Annotated in this window: 12 protein-coding genes and 1 pseudogene; 4 read left to right on the top strand and 9 right to left on the bottom strand. The window is 41.9% G+C overall.

All coding sequences use genetic code 11. The features are described from left to right. Positions 1-105 precede the first annotated feature (105 nt). The 5 genes and pseudogenes from xseB to V7K32_RS24330 form a co-directional block, all read right to left on the bottom strand. The gene (gene xseB, locus V7K32_RS24350) at positions 106-333 is read right to left on the bottom strand and encodes an exodeoxyribonuclease VII small subunit (RefSeq protein ID WP_334996762.1); all 228 of its coding nucleotides are present in this window, start codon (positions 331-333) and stop codon (positions 106-108) included. Between the two features lie 23 nt (positions 334-356). Further along, on the bottom strand, positions 357-1,595 hold the full coding sequence (xseA, locus tag V7K32_RS24345; protein WP_334996814.1) for an exodeoxyribonuclease VII large subunit: 1,239 nt from the start codon (positions 1,593-1,595) through the stop codon (positions 357-359). 60 nt (positions 1,596-1,655) lie between these two features. Beyond that, positions 1,656-1,881, bottom strand: a pseudogene (locus V7K32_RS24340) (type II toxin-antitoxin system RelE family toxin). Beyond that, a complete protein-coding gene (locus V7K32_RS24335; protein WP_334996760.1) occupies positions 1,868-2,161 on the bottom strand; it encodes a type II toxin-antitoxin system Phd/YefM family antitoxin in 294 nt (97 codons plus the stop codon). Before V7K32_RS24335 ends, V7K32_RS24340 begins: the two are co-directional and overlap by 14 nt. 47 nt (positions 2,162-2,208) lie before the next feature. After that, positions 2,209-3,762, bottom strand: coding sequence for a GmrSD restriction endonuclease domain-containing protein (locus V7K32_RS24330; RefSeq protein ID WP_334996758.1), 1,554 nt, complete (start codon positions 3,760-3,762; stop codon positions 2,209-2,211). 490 nt (positions 3,763-4,252) lie between these two features. Here V7K32_RS24330 and recA point away from each other — a divergent pair, with 490 nt between their 5' ends. Continuing rightward, positions 4,253-5,332, top strand: a complete 1,080-nt coding sequence (gene recA, locus V7K32_RS24325; protein WP_334996756.1) for a recombinase RecA — start codon at positions 4,253-4,255, stop codon at positions 5,330-5,332. Between the two features lie 227 nt (positions 5,333-5,559). Here recA and V7K32_RS24320 read toward each other — a convergent pair whose 3' ends face one another. From V7K32_RS24320 to V7K32_RS24305, 4 genes are all read right to left on the bottom strand, one after another. Continuing rightward, a complete protein-coding gene (locus tag V7K32_RS24320) occupies positions 5,560-6,279 on the bottom strand; it encodes an FHA domain-containing protein (protein ID WP_334996754.1) in 720 nt (239 codons plus the stop codon). Between the two features lie 713 nt (positions 6,280-6,992). After that, complete coding sequence (locus tag V7K32_RS24315) at positions 6,993-8,597, bottom strand: serine/threonine-protein kinase (RefSeq protein ID WP_334996752.1); 1,605 nt, start codon at positions 8,595-8,597, stop codon at positions 6,993-6,995. Between the two features lie 677 nt (positions 8,598-9,274). Then, positions 9,275-10,105, bottom strand: a complete 831-nt coding sequence (locus V7K32_RS24310; RefSeq protein WP_334996750.1) for a phytoene/squalene synthase family protein — start codon at positions 10,103-10,105, stop codon at positions 9,275-9,277. A 1,056-nt stretch (positions 10,106-11,161) separates the two neighbouring features. Continuing rightward, a complete protein-coding gene (locus V7K32_RS24305) occupies positions 11,162-12,691 on the bottom strand; it encodes an FAD-dependent oxidoreductase (protein WP_334996748.1) in 1,530 nt (509 codons plus the stop codon). Positions 12,692-13,125: 434 nt separating this feature from the next. On the opposite strand from V7K32_RS24305, the gene V7K32_RS24300 reads away from it, so the two are divergent. The 3 genes from V7K32_RS24300 to V7K32_RS24290 all read left to right on the top strand — a co-directional run bounded on the left by V7K32_RS24300 (position 13,126) and on the right by V7K32_RS24290 (position 20,014). Next, positions 13,126-13,377, top strand: coding sequence for a hypothetical protein (locus tag V7K32_RS24300; protein WP_334996746.1), 252 nt, complete (start codon positions 13,126-13,128; stop codon positions 13,375-13,377). A gap of 108 nt (positions 13,378-13,485) precedes the next feature. Continuing rightward, positions 13,486-15,867 (top strand): glycoside hydrolase family 31 protein, encoded by a 2,382-nt coding sequence (locus V7K32_RS24295; protein ID WP_334996744.1) that lies wholly within the window; start codon positions 13,486-13,488, stop codon positions 15,865-15,867. 187 nt (positions 15,868-16,054) lie between these two features. Continuing rightward, the gene (locus tag V7K32_RS24290; protein WP_334996742.1) at positions 16,055-20,014 is read left to right on the top strand and encodes a PAS domain S-box protein; all 3,960 of its coding nucleotides are present in this window, start codon (positions 16,055-16,057) and stop codon (positions 20,012-20,014) included. The last annotated feature ends 413 nt before the right edge of the window (positions 20,015-20,427 follow it).

Raw genomic sequence — 20,427 nt, 5'->3', positions numbered from 1 at the left:
AACCCCCAAGACCGCGCTGCCTTGTCTCTGTGGTTCGTTTATTAGAATAATTTATTTCTTGTCAGTCCCTTAAACCCGAAGAACCGCACCAGCCGGCTCTGGCTTCTACTCATCGCTTAAGGTTTCAATCAACAACTCTACCTGTTGCTGTCGTTGCTGCAAAAAACTTTCGCACTGACGCAAATACTCAACAGCACTTGCGAATTGCTCAAACACAGCTTCCAATTCCAACTCACCCGATTCAATACGAGCGATGATTCCCTCTATTTCAATAACCTTTGCCTCATAATTCCAACCTTCCTCAGAACTAGAAGCACTCTTACGTTTAACCATTAACCTCTCTGTGTCCTCTGCGCCTAATAAGGTTCGTTTACTTCCATAACCTTCACTTTAACCCCACCCTGCCCCAACTGAATCAACAAATCTTGCCCCACAGCCAACTTAGCAGCAGAACGAGCGATCGCTCCATCTTCTTGTCTCACCACCGCATAACCACGCTGTAACACCGCTTTCGGGTCAAGACTAGCTAACTTTTGCCGTAATAATTCTAAATGCTGCGTTGCTTGCTGCGATCGCCCCGTCGTAATTTGCACCAAATGCTGACGCTTCCAAGCTAGCTTTTCCACCTCCAGCTGCACTTGCCGGTCTAACCGCAAACGTCGCAAACGATTTCGCAATCCTTGCAGTTTATTAAGAGCATTTTCCCCAGAGTCATGCACCGCCTCATGTAAAGCCACAACTCGCCCCCGATGCTCAGTATACAACTCTGAAAGTGCTGGCACAACTTTTTCCGCCGCCGCAGTGGGTGTATGCACACAAGCATCTGCGACTAAATCTGCCAAAGTTTCATCTCGTTGATGACCGATACCAGTAATTACGGGAATAGAACAACTAGCAAGCGATCGCACCACACGTTCATCATTAAAACAAGCCAATTCCTCAACCGCGCCACCACCCCGCGATAAAATTAGCACTTCGGCGCGTCCATCCTTTTCCACCCGCTCAATTGCTTTGACGATAGATTCTGGCGCTTGCTCACCTTGTACTGTAGCCGGAGAAAACAAAACATGTAAACCTGGATACCTTTGTCTGAGAGTCTTTTGAATATCACCCCAAGCAGCAGCCGTTGGTGAAGTGACGACAGCGATCGTTTGGGGGTGGGTGGGGAGCGATCGCTTTCTTTGTGTGTCGAACAATCCCTCAGCCAGCAAGCGATTTTTGAGTTGTTGATAGCGTAGCGCCTGTAAACCAACACCAGCAGGTAGAGTTTGCCAAATTGATAACTGATACTCTCCCCGTTGCGGATACAGGCGAATACTACCCAAAATGATTATTTGCTCACCGGGAACGGGTATCTGAGCTAGTTTTGGCAATTGGCTATTCCATACTACACACTTAATTCCGGCGGTGCGATCGGTATCTTGCAGCGTAAAAAACAAACCACTCCGATGGTGATTAGCACTGGAGACTTCGCCAGTTACCCAAACTTGCCGTAATTGTTCATCTTGCTCTAACAGCAAGCGGATATAGTCAGTTAATCCAGAAACTGAAAGTGCAGTATGGAGAATCAGAGAGTCGGGAAGGTCGAAAGTCATCAAAGATGCCTGAAAGCATTGGTGCTGGAGAAATTTTAGCATTTTCATGAAAACCAAAGATTAACCCAATAAACGCTTCAATCTTTTGTAGACATCATCATCATTGCGCTTACCGACTAAAATCACTTCTACTAAATCTTGATTGATAACCAGATAGCTGCTCACTATCACTAGGTAAAGGCTCAACATTCAAAGCCAAAACCTTTTTTGCAATCTGTGCTGCTATTTTAGGCTGTAAACCGTTCAGAAAATCAAGAACAGTTGCTAGTCCATCAAGTTTCGCCATTAGCTAAATGCTCTAATGCAGATGTAAAAGCTTCTGTACCAATCATTTTGGACTGACTCAGAGCAACTTCAGCTGCTTGGCCTAAAACCATATCCTCTAATTGTTGCAGCCGATTAATTAATTTTTGGTAACTCTCGGCTGAAATAATCACATGACTAGGCCGTGATTGCTTGGTTAGTAGAACTGGCTCAGTAGCAGCTTTGTCAAAAACCTCACCATGTTTGTTCCGAGCATCAGTTAAAGTGTAGCTCTGCATAGCAATTTTGACTATTTTAGACATTTTGACTATATTTTAGCATTTTGGTTAAGTAAAAATATTTTAATCACTTAATTTTTATATCCTGTATTACAGTATGGATGAGTGATCTGTCCGTTATCTACACTTGCTAGTCCGCCATCTTCTCTACGCTGGATATGATCAATCGAAATTGAATTTCTATGGATAAAGCCATTGCATATTTTACATTTTAGTGCGTTTTTTAATGCATCTTTTATATAAATTTCACTTTTTTTATTTGTATTGAAGTCTTGTGTGGATGAACTTATTTCTTTATTTATTGTAAGAATAGTCAAATATTGAAAATCATTGCTAGATATAATCTCATGTATAACATTGTCAATTGTTTTTTCAGTTTGTAAATTAGTTACAATTCTCTGAAATAATTTTGATACATCCTTGTAGCTTTTTTTAACAGACCTATATTTTAAATAAATTTGCTGAATCAAGTAATCATATTTTATGAGGCATTCCTCAAATGGCTCTCGTACTTGAATGAAGTCATTTATTTTTTTTCTTTTGTCAAGTTCCATTACAAAATTAGCTACAGCGAGTAAAGATACTGTTCTATGTCGTCCCTCTTTTGAGTAAAAGTATATAACTGGATGTAATCCTAATGATGAGCAATGATTACTATTTAATCTATACACAATTTTTCTGGTCTTCTTTAAAAACTGTATTGTTGCTTCACCAGTTAAGTCATCATTAATTCCCTTATTATTAAAATCTAGATTATTAACAACATTCACAAAATCTAAAATTAATGGTAATGTTTGCGATGAATATAGTTTTCCTCCAACTGGTATGTCCAAAGTTTTTATAGGAGTCTTTAACTTAGGCGCAAAAAGTATTTCATTAATCTCTTTAGCTATTTCTTGTATTTGATCTTGTGTCTCATTTGAAAAAGATGACCAATATTTATGTCCTTTGCCGCTTCTAATAATTGCACGTGCCGCAATACTGTTAGGCTTTTTCCTAGATTCAAGGAGTTTTAGCTCAGTTTTATCAATTGGTGCAGCTTGTTGATTAATTTTGAAAAATGAACTTTCTGCTTTAGTTGCATCACCTTCAACCCATTGAAGTTGAATTGCCAGGGCTGCTAGATTTTTAGCGTATTTGACAACTTCGGGTTTAACTTTTTCAGGGGATGTGGAAGCCAACCTAAAATCATAATAGGAACCAACCGTTTTGTTTACTAATTTTCGTGTTTCTTGAGCAATGTTTACTTGCTCATCAAAAATTACCCCATCATAAAAATCTTTTGAAATTTTATCATCACCATAATCATCATTTACCCAGGCAGATAAAGCACTCAATCTATGACTACCATCAATTACGAACAAGTAGCCACCTGTACTTCGCCATAAAATAATTGCTGGTATTAAATCTCCTTCAATAAAACTCTTGATAAATTCACAAATTCTATTTTTATCCCATTCGTTAGTTTCTCTTTGAAAATCAGGTTTTCTGATGTTTGAAAAGAAGAATGAGTCTATTTTAAGGTCTTCAATAGAAATCGTTTCTTTTTTCTTACCTAGATTAATATTTTCTTCCACATCAAAATCTTCTCGTGGAATTAGAGCATCTAAATTAACTTTAGCCATAACGTTTCCCCTGTACTGGTGCTGTATACTATTTAAATAGTAATTATACGTTAAGCCGATAGGCAGCAAGTAAGATTGAGCATCATAGACCCTGAAAGCTAAAAATCCCTTTACTATTCCCATAGAAACTTTTTACAGATGATCCCGACCCTATACAGCACCTGTAGATGATGTCATGAGTGGCATAGCGATCGCTCCTAATTTAGCAACCTCCACAAATGCTCACCAGTACGCTTCTACTGTCGAGGTTGTTTAGATGATTTTTTGTTGAAAACCCTTGCTTACCCAGCCAAAAAAAGCTATCTCTGAATGCAAGTTGGTATCATTGTGCAGAACTACCCTAATCTGGTAGCGATCGAGTTACGATCTTGTTACACCCCTTTTTTGATTTGAGAAGTCCTATTCCAGAATTTTCTGGTTAAAATAGTATATCTGTTCTACTCAAATTCCCAGAGCAACACTCCTTAAAACCATATATTTAGAGGCAAGAATGGCTATCAACACCGATACTTCAGGCAAGCAAAAAGCGCTGACTATGGTACTCAACCAGATTGAGCGCAGCTTTGGTAAAGGAGCAATCATGCGCCTGGGCGATGCTACCCGGATGCGGGTGGAAACAATTTCCAGTGGGGCGCTCACCCTAGATTTAGCATTGGGTGGTGGTTTACCCAAGGGGCGGGTAATTGAAATTTATGGGCCGGAAAGTTCTGGTAAAACTACAGTAGCGCTACATGCGCTCGCCGAAGTGCAAAGAAATGGCGGTATTGCTGCCTTTGTTGATGCTGAACACGCCCTTGATCCTACTTATGCTGCGGCATTGGGTGTAGATATTGACAATTTGCTGATTTCCCAACCTGACACAGGCGAATCAGCTTTGGAAATTGTCGATCAGCTCGTTCGCTCTGCTGCGGTTGATATTGTAGTCATTGACTCAGTAGCAGCACTGGTTCCTCGCGCGGAAATTGAAGGGGATATGGGTGATATTCACGTTGGTCTGCAAGCGCGGTTAATGAGCCAAGCTCTACGTAAAATTACGGGTAATATTGGTAAATCCGGTTGTACAGTAATTTTCATTAACCAGTTACGGCAAAAAATCGGTGTTACTTACGGTAGCCCAGAAACTACTACTGGTGGTAACGCATTAAAATTTTACGCTTCGGTGCGCTTGGATATTCGCCGGATTCAAACCTTGAAAAAAGGTACAGATGAATTTGGGAACCGCGTTAAAGTTAAAGTAGCTAAAAACAAAGTAGCTCCGCCTTTTAGGATTGCGGAATTTGACATTATTTTTGGCAAGGGAATTTCAACCTTGGGTTGTATTGTAGACTTGGCAGAAGAAACTTCCATTATTGTCCGCAAGGGGGCTTGGTATAGTTACAATGGCGATAATATCTCCCAAGGACGAGATAACGCCATTAAATATCTAGAAGAAAAGCCAGAATTTGCTGAAGAAATTAAGAAACTGGTGCGGGAAAAACTAGATAAAGGTGCTGTTGTTTCTGCTAACTCTGTAGCTAAAACCAGTGAAGAAGATGAAGAGGAAGAAGTCGATTTAGAGCCAGAAGAATAAGGAATGCGGATTTATCTGCAACTTTTAATCTGTAGTGGGTTACATAGAGAGTTAACCCACCTTTTTGAAAGTATTGATGAGTTATTGCAGTCTGAACCTCACCCCGTATTTGAGGAAACTTACACTCCCCTCTGCAAAGCATCGGAGAGGGGGTGGGGGTGAGGTTTAAAAATATACTTTATGCAAACGAAAAGCGCTAGATGATTTCCAATTTTTTAGCTGGGATTCTATGGTATTTGTCTGCTAAAAAAGCGGTCTAAAATTTCTGATTTCTGTTCGGAACTGAAATTGTCAGAGCAATCTTCTAACTTCTCTACTAGTCTATAATTTCTAATTTCTGAATTATCATGTGGTTTTTCAGGTAAAAGTTTTGGTCGATTCTGGGGATGAGTAAGTATTTCTACTTGATTATCCCTCTTTCGATGCATAAGTTGCATCAATAACTCCATTGCTACAGTTGGCAAAACGCGGCTTGTAGAATTCATGAAAAAATCAAAAGTCATACTACCTAGACGGATGCGATCGCCATCTTTGAGCTTGATCGGGACAAAAGCGCGATCGCCATTCACAAATGAGCCATTGGTACTGTTGAAGTCTATAAAGTAGAAGCCTTGATCGTCAATATATTGAATAGCAGCGTGGCGACGAGACATATAACTATCAACAATGCAAATACCACTGCTGCGATTACGACCTATTGTCCAGATTTGCTGAGGCTGCCGTAAACTTTGGGTCTGATTGTCGCACAAATTAGTCATCAAATAAACAGCAGAAGTATCCACTACACCATGTACGTAACATCTCTTCACTCTTGTCAACGAAGGTTGAGATAGGTTTTCTAGCTGAAGAATTTCATCTAGAAGGCCGCTGTGGTGTTCATACAACTTAAGAAATACCTGATATAAAGTTAATCTCCGTTCTATTTCCATTTGTGCAAAGTCAGTCATTATACGTAAACCTTGTATTACCTGATTTCGGTTTTGAATAAATCTGAGTTTTATCGATAAGAATAAGGGCTGATTTATCTAAGCTCATGAAAAAATAGAACTCTTGTGAACTTTATAAAATAATACAGTTGAGTTTAAGACTTGATCCTGCCTAAGCCTCCTTAAAAAAGAGGGAATTAGTAGTCTGTCAAGCGAAGTTTGAAGGGGAAAGGAACGAACCACGAACGCGAGTGCGTCTCCAAGAGTTGGAAGAAGGAAAGAAGAGAAATTGAAGAATTTATCTCCTTGTCAAAGTTGAATTGACAGAGTACTAGTGGTCTATCCCATTAATTTTCATGAGTTTGTAGTAAGGGACTTCCAAATAAAAAAATGTTCTAAAACTGACGCAAAAACTCTCTCTATTTATTCTCTGTGCGTTCTCTGTGTCTGGAGTGGTTCGTTTATTGGAATAATTTATTTCTTGGAATTCCCTAAGCACAAAGCGTGCTTAAAAATCCAGGACTAAAGTCCTGACTACGAACTTATTCACCCCTCATAACTAATAGGACAGGCCACTAGTACAGAACGAAATAAATAGAGCAACCATTTCAAACCCCTAAAAAGCTTATTTCATAATACTTTTGAATGCGTGAATCCGTGATTTTTGACTTTTGCCTTGCGGTACTAGTCTGGGAGCCAGAGCAAGGAGTAACTATCAAATTTAAACTTTTAACTCACAACAAGCCTCGTTTACCACTGGGGCGGATGGTCATCCAATTTGTTTTTGCTAGTGCTAGCTGCTCATCAGAAATTTTGGCACTGGTGAGATTAGCACCACACAGATTAGCTCCTCGGAGGTTGGCATTAGTGAGATAAGCATTGCTGAGGTCTGCGCCTCGCAGGTCTGCCCCTTCTAAATCAGCATGGTTAAGGTATGCTTTGCTCAAATTAGCATCCTTGAGATTTGCTCGAGTGAGACTGGCCCTGCTAAAGTCACTATTGTAAAGATTAGCTCCCTGGAGATTGGTATTTTGCAATTGAGTGGAATGGAAATTTGTTTGGGATAAGTCAACACCTTGCAGATTCAGCAACTTTAAATTGTGTAGAGCAAAATCTCGTCTTCCCTTCTGATAGGCAGTTAATAAACCTTGGGTATCTAATTTACGCTCAACTTTAGAACTTTTAACTTGTGAACTATTACTGTTGCTATTAGTTAAAGTCTCTGATTTGGCCATCCCAGAAGCCTGCTGTAATCCAGCTGCTTCTGCTGCTGCCTTGGCTCGTCTAGCGCGAATTGCTGCCGCTACCTGTGCCACTCCTGTACTAGCAGCAGCAGAAGAGTTGTTACATAAAACAGCAGAATTTTCCGGGTGGTTGGGTGTTCGCTCTTTAGACCCAGTGTCTGATTTAATTAGTAAACCCTTGGCTAAACTTTCTAAATATGGTTCTATTTCCAAAGCTCTGAGAACTTCTGTCGCTGACTGATAGCGATTACGTACAGACACCTCTAACATTTTTCGCAATACATTGCTCAAGTGGTCACTCACTTGCACAAGTTGCTCCCACATCATCTCGCCAGTGTTGGGATTGTAATCTAAATCTTTAGGAGTTTTGCTAGTTAGTAAATAAATGCATGTCACTCCCACTGCATAGATATCACTGGCGTAGACTGGACGCATAGCCATTTGCTCTGGAGGTGCAAAACCAGGAGTACCAATGGCATAGGCAGTTAATGCTGTCTGTCCTGATTGATTTACCGCACCTTGGCTGATTTGGTTTTTGACGGCCCCAAAGTCTATGAGTACCATTCTGGCATCTTGAGTGCGGCGAATTAAGTTGGCTGGCTTAATATCACGGTGGATTACCTTTTGCTCGTGGATGTATTGCAGTAGTGGCAGAATCTCGCTTAAAAATTGCTTGACTCCAGTTTCGCTTAAGATGCCGTTAAGTTTGACCTCTTCCTGCAAAGTATCACCACTGACGTATTCTTGAACTAAGTAGAATTGCTCATAATCTTCAAAATAGTCTAACAATCTTGGTACTTGGGGATGATTGCCAATCTTACCTAAAGTTTTGGCTTCTCGTTCAAAGAGTTCTCTGGCCATCTGTAAAACGTGTGGGGCGCTTCCTGATGGGCGTAATTGTTTGATTACACAGCTCGGTTCTCCTGGTAAGCCTTGATCGTTGGCTAAGAAGGTTGCTCCAAAGCCACCCTGACCTAATGGTTTGATCGCTTGATAGCGATCGCGCAACAGTAGTTGCGAGCCACAAGAGCGGCACTTTTGGCTATGTACCAAATTTTCTGGATTGGGGCAGGTGGGATTTAAGCAGTAGCTCATGCGCTGTCAACTCGCTGCACGAATAATCACGGTGAGTTGTTATACTCTCTTTCAATTATTTAGATATTAATCAACTCTTGCCAGGTAATTTTTGCTGGAAATGGTTTGAAGATTTTCTAAAGTTTAGCTAATATTACGTAAACTGTTGGTCAAACAAGAAAATTATTATACTTAGAATCTTAAATAACTATTTAAATTACTTTATAGCATATACCAAAATGCTGCGCTATCAACCTACACCTTCTTCCGGCATCTCCCCTTCTGCCAAAAGGAAAGGCTAGCAACAAGGGATAATATCAAGTTCGGGTGATAACTTATAGTAAAATCTATCAATGTTAAGATGTAAGTTGGGTTGAACGGCAGTGTAACCCAACATAAGCAAGGATAAAATGTTGGGTTACCCTGCCTTAAGCCCCTTCTATACGAACGCGAACAGCGTGTTGCAGACAGATGCTATTCGCATTCTGATTTACGTTCCTCAAACGCCACTTGCAAGGCTCGCCGGGAAACCGCTTTCTTCGCAATGGCTCCCCAACCTACAGAACAGATATTATTAAGTGTTTAACCAAACCTGATATAAGACCACACTGACTCCCTTACAGAAAATTGCTGTAGAATTTTGGATGCTCAAGTTTGGAGGCAATTTAGAATCGTCTCCATTAGTCGTTAAGAGACTATTAGCTGGCTTTCATGTTTACACTAATCAGTTGTTCGAGAAGTGCAAAAACATCACTGCGGCTGAGTTTCTCTTTACCATTAGCAAGGGCGTCAAGAGTGCCATTAGCCAAGGTTAAAGGAATTTGGCAAAAATCTAAGGCAGGCCCTGTAGGAAGGTTTTTGGTGTAAGCTTCTGCCAGGGCTAGATTGCGCCGAGCATACTCTTGCATATTTTCTGCACTCCAACCCTCTGGGAAAAAGTCTACCCCACGCCCTAAATCTTCAGTATGGTTACGCAGAATATTAACTGCTTGTAAACTGCGGCCAAACCCGATCGCTTGGGTACGGTTCGTTTGCGTTCCATCGTACCAACCCCATAAGTCCGATAGTAACAATCCGACTGCACCTGCAACCCCAAAGGTATAACGATCCAAATCAGATTCTGTATAAATTTTCCAGTTTCTTTCTGCCCAGTAAGCCATCCGGTCTGCCATTGCAGCAGTAGCATCCCAAATTCGAGGTGCAATGGTCTCTGGTGCTAGTATCGACCATTCTCTAATCCTCACTGTGACTTCTTCTAAGGTATTCTCATACCCACTAAATCCTGCAAAGAAAGCATCTACCGCGAAGCCATCAACCCCTGCCTGTAATGTCAGGCTAATCGTTCTTAACAGCTTTGCTTTAGTAGCGTTATCTAGTTCAGGATGATCTTCTATTTCATCAATGGCACGCATACACAAATATGCTGATGCTACTGCTTCTTGTAATCCTGGCGGTAAAAGACTAATTGGGATATAAAAAGTTCGGCTAGTTTCTTTGAGGATTTGCAATGCATCTCTACGTAAATTCATGTTTTCACTCCCCGATTGATTTTTGCACCACATGAAGTTTGCAGTTTTTTGATGATACTGGATATAGTTTTGACTAAACCTTAAAAACTATAGACTATAAGATACGCTAGTATTTCATCTAAAAATTAATAGTTTTTGGTGTTGCAATTAACAAAACTCTCAAATTTATCAAAGTCTAATTTAGTATATAGGGTTTTGGTCGCAAAAATCTTTAATATGCCGTTTGATATAGCTATCATGAAGTTTTAGTGTATATATAAAGAATTATGCTAATATTTGGTCTATTAGCGCGAAATTTTTCCATTAGCAAACTTCCATTGTCGGGATTTGAAAATGTTTTAAGTCTGCGTTAATTTGACTAAAAAATTATAATTATTGTATATATAAAGACAATCTTAGGAGAAGCTGGTAATGAATAACAGTAAGTGTACGCACCTTTAGATGCGAACGGTGGCTTGTCGGAGAGTTAGGGTAAGTTAAATTAGACATAGAGGTTTGCGATGACTGGGTTGGGCTACGTCCACGCTTGATCGGTTACAGTGGGGGAACCTGCTTACTGTTCAAGGTGACATAAGGTGACCATAACTGAGAACAAGAAGTTCCCGTATATTTACGAGATTGACAAGAAAAAAGTGGACAAACAGCCCACTAAATCAACTATTTGTCAATATTTGACCTCTCATATTATGTTCGCTTGATTGCTTATTAAGCCCGAAGAACCCTAAAGAGCCAAAGCTATGGTTTGTCTCCCCTCCCGAAGAGGCTACGGTGTACACATAAGTATGAAATAGCTGATTAACCAAGGTTTTACCCCACCCTAACCCTCCCCGATATATTGGGGAGGGAACTAGATATCTTGTTTCTCCCATTAATAAAGGGGGATTGAGGGGGGTAATTGGACTTGTATGTACACCGTAGCCCGAAGAGGGGGCAGGGGTTAGGGGTGGGGTGTGTAATAGCTGTGATTAGAATAACTATATTATGCGGATATTATATCACATATATGGAAATTTAAGCAGTTCTTTCGAGTCAGACTAAAGCTATAGTCTCCACTTTTTACTTGTTTTCCAATGGTGCCAGCCCATTAATGGCTGGGCCGTTGATTACTTTTCCCTGCGTATCAAACCGCGAACCGTGGCATGGGCAATCCCAGGTCTTTTCTGAGGAATTCCAAGCGACGATACAGTTGAGGTGAGTACAGATTGCCGAATGTTCGTGCAGTGTGCCGTTTTCATCTCGGTAAGCTGCGACTTTTGTCAAACCACGTAGCACCACTGCACCTGTACCGGGAGCAACTTTTTCAACGGAATCAACATCGCCTGGTGTCACCCACTTTAAATACTGGGCAGCTACGTTGAGATTCTCAGAGATAAAATCGCCGACTCCACCAATTTTTACACGCGATGGCTCATAAAGCTGTGCCCAGCTATTGTTTCGCCCTAAAATCAAGTCAGTTAACAGTATCCCCGCGATTGTGCCGTGGGTCATTCCTATGCCTGTATCACCGGTGGCGATGTAAACGTTTTCCTTATCAAAGGGGTTTTTGCCTATGTAGGCAATACCATCATCAGAATTCATTACCTGGCCTGACCAGCGAAATAAAACCTCCTGTGCTATCGGGAAACGTTCTCGCGTCCACGTTTGGAGTCTGGCATAGCGGGCATCAGCATCGTCAGCTTGTCCGGTTTTGTGGTCTTCGCCACCAACAATTAATACATCATATTGTTCGTTAATGCTTTGTAATCTTACGTAGTGGTAGGGGTCGAGGGTATCCCAATAAAGTGCTTTAGAAACAGAACCACGAGGCACTTTTGCACCAATGACAAAAGTTATATATGGAGCTTGCTTAAAGTGCATAGTAGCTAAGTTACTGATGGGTGAGTTGGTTGCTACTACCACAGCATCGGCCGTTACAATTTTACCACTGCTTGTCTCAACCCGAGCGGGTAAACCACCTGTGATTTTTTCTACGTGCGCCCCAGTATAAATTCTACTGCCACGGCCTTGTATGGCTTCTGCCAGTCCAGCTAGATATTTTAATGGATCAAATTGCCCTTGTTGGGGAAAGCGTAGACACACTCCTGTATCAAAGCCACTCAACGGGGCTTTTTTCACCATTTCAACATTAGTGAGTCCAACGCGGTGTGCTGCTTCTAACTCTTGCTGAATCTCATCTATTGATTTCAGGTCTGGCGGAAAAAGATAGCCGTCAAGTCGCTCAAAGTCGCAGTTAATATTTTCTTGGGTAGCGATCGCCTCTATAGTATTAATTGCTGTTGTATGACTTTGAGCAACCAGTTTTGCGCCCTCTTTACCGTGCATTTGCTCCAGTTCGTAGTAACGATAACTCAGCACGTTCGATACGTGTGCCGTTGTTCTTGCTGTTTGACCGCCACCAATGGGGCCATCATCCAGCACAACCACTGATTTACCTGCGCGGGTTAACATATAGGCAGTTGACATCCCCGCTATTCCAGCACCAATAACGCACACATCTGCATGAGTATTTTCGGTAAGTACGGGTTGTTCTGGGACTTCTGCCGTTGTCATCCAAATAGAAATAGTTTTACCAGAGTCGTTTTGCATATTTTTTTAGAGTTTTAAGCCTAACTTAATTCTGCTGGAAAGAAGGTTATGAAGGTAAGAGTAATGGGAAACTAGAAGGGAAAATCTCAAAATATTTTCCCTTCTAAGATTGTGCTTTTATGTGTCTTTCAACCTTGCCACAACCAAGCTAATATGTGTATTCCAGCTTGTTATTGTATAAGCCTAGACTATTAATTCTAAATAAAGTATCTGCATCATGATAGACATCAAGATATGCTTAATAGGGGATGTAATTGTCAAATATTTTTTAAATTAAAAATATTTTAAAGTCTTTTGTAAAACCTTTGACATTGGAACCGTCATAATTTACTAGAAATGAAAGTAATATCTTAATTTATGTTAATATAATAAATTTTAAAAATAGGGGGCATCCCAAATGTACAAGTTTATTTTTATACGGTATTTGGATTTAGGTGGAGAATAAAATAACGAACCGCAAAGTCCGCAAAGAACTCAAAGGAAAGAGGTTTGTAGAGAGTTTTTGTAGCAGCCTTAAACTAGGAAAAATGGCTGCGCGATCGCATCATCGCACGAATTCCAGGGGGACGATAATGAAAACTCGTGAAATTCATCTAAAATTACTGCTGGGTAAAGCAGTATTAGACTCAACTGGTAAAGCCATTGGACGCATTGAGGAAGTACGCGCCCAAACCACTCTATGCTAAAAAATATCTGCTAATCTTTCACCCAACCTCTAGCGAAAGAAAGAGTTTGAGGTTGAGTATCTCTGTAATTATGAATACGGACAAGTGTTTACCTGCTGAATAACTGATATGCCGCAATATTTCGGAAAACTACCCACTACTAACCAACCTTGGACAACCATCGGCAATGTAAAAGCTGTAACCTGGGACAATAATATTATTAATTTTGACTGTGGCGACTCACGCCTTACCATCAGCGTCCTTGCGCCCAATTTAATCCGCGTGCGTTTTGCACCAACTGGAGAATTTATGCCCCGCCGTTCTTGGGCAGTGGCGCCAGATGATACAGAATGGGCAATAATACCTTTTAGTGTGCAACAAAATGAAGCAACGGTAGAAATTGAAACAGCGCAGATTCGTGTGTGCGTCCAGCGAGAAAAGTGCCGCATTGCTTGTTTTGACAAAAATAATCGCCCGTTTGCCCAAGATGCAGAGATGGGTATAGGTTGGCGGATGGGTGCAGTTGCAGGATGGAAAGAAATTGCAGCCGATGAACATTTCTATGGTTTTGGTGAACGCACAGGCTTTCTGGATAAACTCAGCCAGGTAAAAACCAACTGGACAACGGATACCTTAGATTATGATGCACTGACTGATGAAATGTACCAAGCAATACCATTTTTTATGGCTTTGCGCCCAGAGTTAGGCTATGGCATCTTTTTCAACACCTCTTTTTGGAGTCAGTTCGATATCGGTGCTGAACAACCAGGTACTTGGAAGATGGAAACTCGTGGCGGTGAATTAGATTATTACATTATCTATGGCCCCGAACCTGCCCAAATCTTGGAGACTTACACTCAGTTAACTGGGAGAATGCCATTACCGCCGAAATGGGCGCTAGGTTATCATCAATGTCGCTGGAGTTACGAATCAGAAACCGTTGTGCGGGAACTGGCGCAAGAATTTCGTCAGCGTCGCATTCCCTGTGATGTTATTCACTTGGATATTGACTATATGCGGGGTTATCGGGTATTCACTTGGAGTCCTCAACGCTTTCCCAACCCAGCAAAACTTATTAGTGATTTAGCAGAGGATGGTTTTAAAACAGTAACAATCATTGACCCTGGTGTGAAGTATGAACCAGAAGGAAATTATCATGTTTTTGACGAAGGCTTAGAAAACGACTATTTTGTGCGGAAAGCTGATGGCGAGTTGTTCCACGGCTACGTTTGGCCTGAGAAAGCTGTCTTTCCTGATTTTTTGCGTCCTGATGTGGCTAACTGGTGGGCTGATTTACACAAAAGCTTAACTGATGTTGGTGTGGCAGGAATTTGGAATGATATGAATGAACCTGCCATAAACGATCGCCCTTTCGGCGATGATGGTGAAAAGATTTGGTTTCCTTTGGATGCACCGCAGGGAGCAGGGGGAGATGAGGATAATTCTCAATCCAAAATCCAAAATCTAAAATCTAAAATTGATGTGACTCATACCGAAGTGCATAATTTGTATGGGCTGATGATGGCTAAAGCTTGCTATGAAGGGTTGCAACGGCATCGAAGTTCAGAGCGATCGTTTGTGTTAACGCGATCGGGTTATGCTGGTGTGCAACGCTGGTCTTCTGTGTGGATGGGGGATAACCAATCGTTGTGGGAGCATTTAGAAATGTCTCTGCCGATGCTTTGCAATATGGGACTTTCGGGTGTGGGGTTTGTCGGTTGCGATATTGGCGGGTTTGCTGGTAATGCTACCGCTGAATTATTCGCTCGGTGGATGCAGGTAGGAATGCTTTACCCATTGATGCGCGGTCATTCGGCAATGTCTACTGCTCGGCATGAACCTTGGGTATTTGGCGATCGCGTTGAAAATATCTGTCGAGAATACATTAATCTACGCTATCAACTACTTCCCTATATCTATACTCTTTTTTGGGAAGCGGTAACAACAGGCGCACCGATTTTAAGACCATTATTATACCATTTCCCTAACGATCCGAAAACCTATAGCCTCTACGATCAAGTATTGCTAGGTGCATCGCTGATGGCTGCACCAATTTACCGCCCTGGAGTTGAGCATCGATCTGTCTATTTACCCCTTGGCACTTGGTATGATTGGTGGAGTGGCGATCGCTACGAAGGCCCGATTCATATTCTTGCTCATGCACCACTCGAAAGAATGCCACTCTATGTCCGTAGCGGTGCGATCGTTCCTATGCAACCTGTCAGGCAATACGTCGATCAAGCGCCACTCGATGAGATCCGATTACGGATTTGGCCTGGTAATAACGAATATCAACTATTTGAAGATGATGGACAAACAAACGAGTATCAAAATAAAAAGTTTTCGCTAACAAATATCAGCGTGTTTACTGACTCTAATCAAACAGTAGTGGAAATTAAAGCAAGAGTTGGGGAATGGACACCTCCACGGCGTGAGGTGATTGTAGAACTTGTTGGGGTTGGAGAGCAACGTTTCCAAGATGATGGTAAGCAACATACTCTGCAATTTTAAAATACTCACAAAGGTGGCTCAAAAAACCACCTTTATTTTTTACTCGAAATTGTCCAAGAAAAAATATGTATAGAGGTAGATGAAAAGCAAGTCAATGGTTAACTTACAATACAAAGGATAGAAATGGTTAAACCGTAAGAAATAGGTAAGTTTACTACACTAGATAGATGCGGTTAGAGAACAATAAATGTTAAATATTAACCGCTTGCGGTGGCAAGATATATTTAAAATGCCTACAAATTCACTTGTGGCAAAAGTAGCAGGTGCGATCGCTGTTTTTGTTGGCAGCTTGGTACTAGTTGGTTGGTGTCTTGGCATTGAAGTTCTCAAGCGCGGCTTCTTTGGTAGTCCTGCCACGATGAAAGTGAATACAGCCCTGTGTTTTATACTGTGTGGTGTGTCGCTGTGGCTATTTTTAAAAGCAAGGGAGGAGGGGAGCAGCGGGGAAAGAACAATTGAAAATTCCCCCCATACCCTTCTAATTTCTAGAGTCTGTGCAATAGCTGTCACTACAATAGCTGCGCTTACACTTTGTGAATATCTGTTTGGCTGGAATCTCCGCATTGACGAGCTACTGTTTGGTGATTTGTCAACTACTATAGCGACATCGCATCCGGGGCGAATGGGCGTGAACACAGCAGTTAATTTTATGCTGGTTAGCGTCGCCCTACAGATTTTGATTCATCCAAAAACCCACCGCAGTTATTGGTATGCTCAGATTATCACTCTGATCGCTACTTTAATTTCCTTTCAGGCGCTCATGGGCTATGCCTATAAAGTGAAAGTTCTCTACGGACTTGCCCCTTATACAACATCAATGGCTTTACATACAGCGCTGTTGTTCAGCTTATTAACTATAGGCATTCTGTGGGCGCGGGCAGACCAAGGGCTAATGAGGGTAGTTACAAGTGATAGTTACGGCGGCTTACTTGCACGTCGTTTATTAATTGCCGCGATCGCAGTACCTTCTATATTGGGGTGGGTAATTGTTGAAGGTCAACGGGCAGAAAAATACGATCCGGCTTTTGCAGTATCGGTATTTGCGATCGTTTTGATTGTAATTTTTACTATTTTGATTTGGCAAAGTGCCAGTGTTGTTGAACGCCTCAGCCATCAGCGCGATCTTGCCCAGTCAGCACTGAGAACCTACGAAGCTAAACTGGGAAGTTTTGTAGATTCTAACGTTATCGGCATTCTGCTTGGCGATGTTTATGGGGGTATCCTACAGGCAAACGACGAATTTTTGAGGATGATTGGTTACACGCAGGAGGATTTGTTAGCAGGTAGGTTAAGTTGGAGCAATATCACACCACCAGAGTATTTATACTTGGATGAGCAAGGTGTCGCCGAAGCAAAGGGAAATACCAACGCTGCTTGTACGCCTTACGAAAAAGAATACATTCGCAAAGATGGTAGCCGCATCCCGGTTTTAGTTGGTTACGTGCTGCTAGGAGAAAACCGCGAGGAGTCAGTAGCGTTTATCCTCGACTTGAGCGATCGTAAGCTTGCAGAAGCAGAACAACAAAAATTAGTATCGCTGGTAGAAAATAGCTCTGACTTTATTGGCATCGCCACCCTTAAGGGTCAATTACTCTACATAAATGATGCAGGTCAAAAGCTGGTAGGTCTTTCCAGCCTTGATGAAGTCAGACAAAAGGCAGTATTAGATTACTTCATGCCCAAAGACAAAGCCTATTTTCAACAATATATATTGCCGACTGTGCTGCAACAAGGGCGTTGGCAGGGAGAATTCTGTTTTCGGCATCTCCAAACAGGTCAACCGATACCAGTTGATTACAATATCTTCACTGTTACAGACAAAAACACAGGTGAGCCAATTGCCTTAGCAACTGTGACTCGCAACATCAGCGAGCAAAAAGTGGCTAAGGAACAAATTCTACAACTAAACAAGGATTTACAGCGCCGCATTACTGAATTACAAACTCTATTAGAGGTAATTCCTATTGGAATTGGCATTGCCGAAGATCCCGAATGCCAAAATATCAAAGTCAACCCTGCTTTTGCCAAGCAGTTAGGAATATCCTCAGATACAAATGCCTCCCTCAACCCTCCCTTGGGCGAAAAACCGACAAGCTTTAAAATCTACCGCCAGGGAAAGGAACTGTCAGCAGAAGAACTCCCGATGCAATACTCTGCAAGTCATGGTGTTGAAGTTCTGGGTTGTGAAGTCGATGTTGTTCATGAAAATGGAAAAATCGTCAACTTGTTGGAGTACGTTGCACCTTTATTTGACGAAGAGGGTAAAACCAGAGGAAGCGTTGGTGCATTTTTAGATATTACGGAGCGTAAACAGGCACAAGAAGTACTCCTAAATCAGCAAAAATGGCTAGAGAATGTGTTAAATCTGATGCCAAGACCCTTGCTGTTTATCGAACCAGGAACAGCGCGGGTAACTTTTGCCAATCGCTCTGCTAACGAATTAGCTGGGGGCGAATTTCCCAAAGGTGTAGCAGCCGCAGACTATCACACACTTTATCATTATACAGATGCGGCTGGCGATCGCATCCCCAATCAGCAAATGCCAGGAGTACGGGTTGCCCTTGGCGAACGCCTGAATGGATTGGAAGTAGACTGGCATACCCCCGGTGGTGTCCGCTCTCTACTAGTATTTGCTGATACCTTACCAGCAATGCACGGTCATCCAGCTACCTGTATTTTAGTGTTCCAAGAAATTAGCAACCTCAAACAGGTAGAAAAAGCCCTCTCGTTAGGTTACAAAAGGCTAAACCTACTATTTGACACAGCCAGCGATTTACTATCAAGCCAAGAACCAGTACTACTAATCGATAGCGTCTACCGAAAACTAAGAGAGCAAATTGGAATAGATGTTTATTTAAACTATTTGGTTGAGGATAACTCTCAAGTAATGCGGTTGGGGTCTTACAGTGGTATTTCTCAGGAGATGGCAAAGGAAATTGAGTCGTTGGCAGTTGGTGAAGGAGTTTCTGGTGGTGTAGCGCAAAAACGGCATCCCGATTCTGTAGAGAATGTGCAGCAATCCACTGACTCGCAAACAGAATTGATTCGCTCTTTAGGGATTACTGCTTATTATGCATACCCATTGATCGCCCAAGGACGCTTGTTGGGTACTCTTTCTTTTGGCAGCCGCACTCTGTTAAGCTTCACCGAGAATCAAAAAGGGATGATGCAAGCAGTATCCGACCAAATAGCGATCGCAATGGAACGAGCTAGTTTAATTGCTTCTTTGCAACAACAAACTGAGCAGTTGCAAGAGGCTAACCGGATGAAGGATGAGTTTCTGGGAATATTATCTCACGAATTGCGATCGCCCCTCAATGCCATCCTTGGCTGGGCGCAATTACTGCAACGAAGCAAGCTTAATGAAACCCTAATAGCTAGAGCTACGGAGACAATTGAGCGCAATGCAAAAGCGCAAACCCAGCTAATTGAAGACCTGCTGGATATATCACGGATGATGAGAGGCAAGTTACGCCTTAATGTCTGTACTTGTAATTTGGTTCCAATGATTCAGTCGAGCCTAGAGACTGTTAGCCTAGCCGCCCAATCCAAGGAAATCGATTTAAGATTTTCCCTTATTCCCTCAAAAGAAACGCGAAATGCCCCACCGGGGATACTCCCCGTGGTCACTTTCGCGCCAAATTCAGATTTGGAATTAGGAATCAATCAGGAAAATCTAGAATCAAGAGAAGCACAATCTCAAAGTATGTTGGGCGAAAATTCTCAATTCTTAGTATCGGGTGATTTCGAGCGCTTGCAGCAAATAATTTGGAATCTGCTATCCAATGCCATCAAATTCACACCCACAGGAGGACGGGTAGAGGTGGAATTGTCTGTAGTTGCTGGCCAAGAAAAACAACAGATAACGCATAAATATGCCCAGATTCAGGTAATTGACACAGGTATTGGTATCAGCCCTGATTTTCTTCCTTACGTTTTTGAGCGGTTTCGTCAAGCTGATAGTTCTAGCACTAGAACCTATGGCGGATTAGGACTAGGATTAGCGATCGTGCGTAATTTAGTAGAATTACATGGCGGTACTATCCACGCAAATAGTCCAGGAAAAGGACAAGGGGCGACGTTTACAGTCAAACTACCACTTCTGAAGAGTCCGCCCCTCCCACCCTCTCCCCTTCTTCCCCTTTAACAAAGTTTAGGGTTTAATTCCCCAGCAAGACAGGGCTAAGACGAATTGAATGCCTAATTTAAATCCCCGACACAAAACCTAATTGTCTACTGCGGTAACGCTTGGCTTAACATAAAGCGTGCCGGAGGCAAGAGTGCGAATTGATTTAAGGGTGTCACTAGGCAAGAAGAACTTAGGGATTTCCAAATAGACATCTCCAGAAATTAAATATGCGTAACCTGAAACCCTTGTAGAGACGCGAAATTGCACTTCGTGCCGCTATGCGCTAACGCGTCTCTACATTCATTGTCGGAGATGTCTAATAAAAAAATACTCAACTACTTGTTGTGGGGTGGGCATCTTGCCCGCCCATATACAAGGGCGGGCAAGATGCCCACCCCACAAGATTGGGTAATTTATTTGTTGGAAGTCCC

The organism is Nostoc sp., assembly GCF_036917635.1.
In the GTDB taxonomy this organism is placed as follows: Bacteria; Cyanobacteriota; Cyanobacteriia; order Cyanobacteriales; family Nostocaceae; genus Nostoc.
This window is presented reverse-complemented; position numbering and strand designations above follow the sequence as displayed.

Coding starts and splice junctions, on each gene's coding strand:
- xseB (WP_334996762.1), bottom strand. CDS start 333: ATGGTTAAACGTAAGAGTGCTTCTAGTTCTGAGGAAGGTTGGAATTAT.
- recA (WP_334996756.1), top strand. CDS start 4,253: ATGGCTATCAACACCGATACTTCAGGCAAGCAAAAAGCGCTGACTATG.
- V7K32_RS24315 (WP_334996752.1), bottom strand. CDS start 8,597: ATGAGCTACTGCTTAAATCCCACCTGCCCCAATCCAGAAAATTTGGTA.
- V7K32_RS24335 (WP_334996760.1), bottom strand. CDS start 2,161: ATGTCTAAAATAGTCAAAATTGCTATGCAGAGCTACACTTTAACTGAT.
- V7K32_RS24330 (WP_334996758.1), bottom strand. CDS start 3,762: ATGGCTAAAGTTAATTTAGATGCTCTAATTCCACGAGAAGATTTTGAT.
- V7K32_RS24290 (WP_334996742.1), top strand. CDS start 16,055: ATGTTAAATATTAACCGCTTGCGGTGGCAAGATATATTTAAAATGCCT.
- V7K32_RS24305 (WP_334996748.1), bottom strand. CDS start 12,691: ATGCAAAACGACTCTGGTAAAACTATTTCTATTTGGATGACAACGGCA.
- V7K32_RS24320 (WP_334996754.1), bottom strand. CDS start 6,279: ATGACTGACTTTGCACAAATGGAAATAGAACGGAGATTAACTTTATAT.
- xseA (WP_334996814.1), bottom strand. CDS start 1,595: ATGACTTTCGACCTTCCCGACTCTCTGATTCTCCATACTGCACTTTCA.
- V7K32_RS24295 (WP_334996744.1), top strand. CDS start 13,486: ATGCCGCAATATTTCGGAAAACTACCCACTACTAACCAACCTTGGACA.
- V7K32_RS24310 (WP_334996750.1), bottom strand. CDS start 10,105: ATGAATTTACGTAGAGATGCATTGCAAATCCTCAAAGAAACTAGCCGA.